We start from the raw sequence: 2,133 nt of genomic DNA on the forward strand, positions 1-2,133 counted from the left end.
TCTTATTGAAATTTAAACAGCTTTATAAACAATTTAGTCCAAAGATTTCTCCACTTCGCTTTGCTTCGGTCTAAATGCCGGACGGAGGAAGAAATTAATTATTTTTCTTTACGTACTTGGTTAATATCACTATCATTTGCTCGTTTATTTTGCCTTCAATCTGCTCGTGATTATCGTGAACCAATCTAATTTTCTTTACCACCGTACCCTTTGGCGCACTAAAATTAGTTCCTTTAACATCTAAAGCTTGTGTTAAAACTACAGTATCACCAGCTTCCAATACATTTCCAAAGGCATCAATATGCACCGCAGCGGTCTCTAAACCACTCAAAGCCCATTGTATAACATCTTCATCCAAATCAACCATACTTAACACACCGCTTGCCCAATCTTCTTCCTTATAGTTTTGTAAAATACGATAGCTCAACGCCTGCACACTAGGCTCCGGATTCCAAATACTTCCTTCTATTACACGCCAATAAAAACTTTGATCGGTAGCCGCTAAATTTTGCAAGCAAGTACCACATAAAGCTACTTGGTTTTCCAAGGCATCATCCTTTTTGGGACTTACCACATACGCCTCGGTAGCCTCATTCTTACTACATAGCTCACACAATCCGCCACTGCGTTCCTTTAATTTCTCTAACATCTTTCTTTAATTACTGGGCAAAGGTATCAATAAAGAAATCGGTTTTCAAATGTGTGACGAATATCAAAACACCAAAAAACACAGGCCAAACAAAGCGTTGGGCACCTTGATTTTACAATGCAATAAAAAAGTTCAGATGAAACAATGCATTGCACCGCTAGCTTATTTGTAATACAGCGCTATATTTGGTTCGGAACTGCGGCTAGTGGAATGTTTAAAAACACGCCCTACTACCATAAAATACCTATCTTTGCCACCAATAAAGATTTTTATCCATGAAATAGCCATGCGACCACCAGCACAAAAACGAATGAAGATAACATGGTTATTCCATGTGACAATTAAAAACAACATTATTTACATATGAACATCATCATTACAGGAGCCAGTAGCGGCATAGGTTTCGAAGCAGCATTAGAACTTAGTTTAGACACGAAAAACAAGGTGGTTTGCATTGCTCGTTCGGCCGATAAGTTGCGAAAACTGCATGAAATTGCTAAAAGCATTACGCCAGAATGTACACTTTTGCCCGTGGCTTTTGATTTGGTTAACGATGATTATAACGCCTTAATTCCATTTATTGAACAAAAATTAGGCACTGTAGATATTTTAATTAACAATGCCGGCGCTTTAATTAACAAGCCTTTGCTAGAAACTACCGAGAACAATTTAGCAGCAATGCTTGAACATAACGTTATGAGCCATTTTAAGATGACACGCTACATGCTGCCATTTATGGGCCAAGGCGCTCACATAGTAAATATAGGCAGCATGGGCGGTTTTCAAGGCAGTGTTAAGTTCCCGGGGCTAGCGGCCTACTCTGCAAGCAAGGCAGCCTTGCACATATTAACAGAGTGTATGGCACAAGAGCTTACCCAAACGGGCATTAAAATTAATTGTTTGGCTTTAGGCTCGGCACAAACCGAGATGTTAGAGACCGCTTTTCCGGGTTACGAAAGCCCTGTAATGGCTTTTGAAATGGGCAAATACGTTGCCGATTTTGCCAAAAATGGACATAAGTTTTTTAACGGAAAAATATTGCCAGTTGCTGTAACTACGCCATAGTCTTGTACGAGAAGTCATTCATTCAGCAAAGTAAATGGAAATTGTACAGTTCATCTTTTTATGAACTCGCTTTCAAATTACGCTGTATTATATTTCCTTAGATCTTCGCTATAAATGCTTCTGTTTAAAGGTAGCAACTGCAATAAAACCAAAAAAGCCCTGCATTGCTGCAAGGCTTTAGGAAGTGGTGCCTCCAGGGATCGAACCAGGGACACAAGGATTTTCAGTCCTTTGCTCTACCTACTGAGCTAAGGCACCTCCCGTTTGGGATTGCAAATATAGCGGTTATTTCGCAAAACACAAATAAAAAATATGATTGTTGCACGAATAAACTTAAGAACAATTCAATAAGCTGTTTAAAAATGATATTAATATTTTACAGGTTGGGTTTGGTGGTGACACCAAACTATAGCTATGGG

Annotated in this window: 2 protein-coding genes and 1 tRNA gene; 1 reads left to right on the forward strand and 2 read right to left on the reverse strand. The window is 39.0% G+C overall.

Annotation, left to right across the window (positions count from 1 at the left end):
• Positions 1 to 94 precede the first annotated feature (94 nt).
• Positions 95 to 649 carry a PhnA domain-containing protein gene (locus B3I52_RS00555; RefSeq protein ID WP_293297308.1) on the reverse strand — a complete coding sequence of 185 codons (555 nt, stop codon included), beginning with the start codon at positions 647 to 649 and terminating at the stop codon, positions 95 to 97.
• 363 nt (positions 650 to 1,012) lie between these two features.
• Between B3I52_RS00555 and B3I52_RS00560 the strand changes: the two genes are divergently transcribed.
• A complete protein-coding gene (locus B3I52_RS00560; RefSeq protein ID WP_293297311.1) occupies positions 1,013 to 1,714 on the forward strand; it encodes an SDR family oxidoreductase in 702 nt (233 codons plus the stop codon).
• A gap of 185 nt (positions 1,715 to 1,899) precedes the next feature.
• Here the strand turns inward: B3I52_RS00560 and B3I52_RS00565 are convergent.
• Positions 1,900 to 1,972 (reverse strand) — tRNA-Phe (locus B3I52_RS00565).
• Between the last annotated feature and the right edge of the window lie 161 nt (positions 1,973 to 2,133).

The sequence above is a fragment of the Pedobacter sp. UBA4863 genome, assembly GCF_002399615.1.
Classification (GTDB): domain Bacteria; phylum Bacteroidota; class Bacteroidia; order Sphingobacteriales; family Sphingobacteriaceae; genus Pedobacter.

What these genes read in the sequence shown, in the direction of transcription:
- B3I52_RS00555 (WP_293297308.1), bottom strand. Translation starts at nt 649, where the DNA reads ATGTTAGAGAAATTAAAGGAACGCAGTGGCGGATTGTGTGAGCTATGT.
- B3I52_RS00560 (WP_293297311.1), top strand. Translation starts at nt 1,013, where the DNA reads ATGAACATCATCATTACAGGAGCCAGTAGCGGCATAGGTTTCGAAGCA.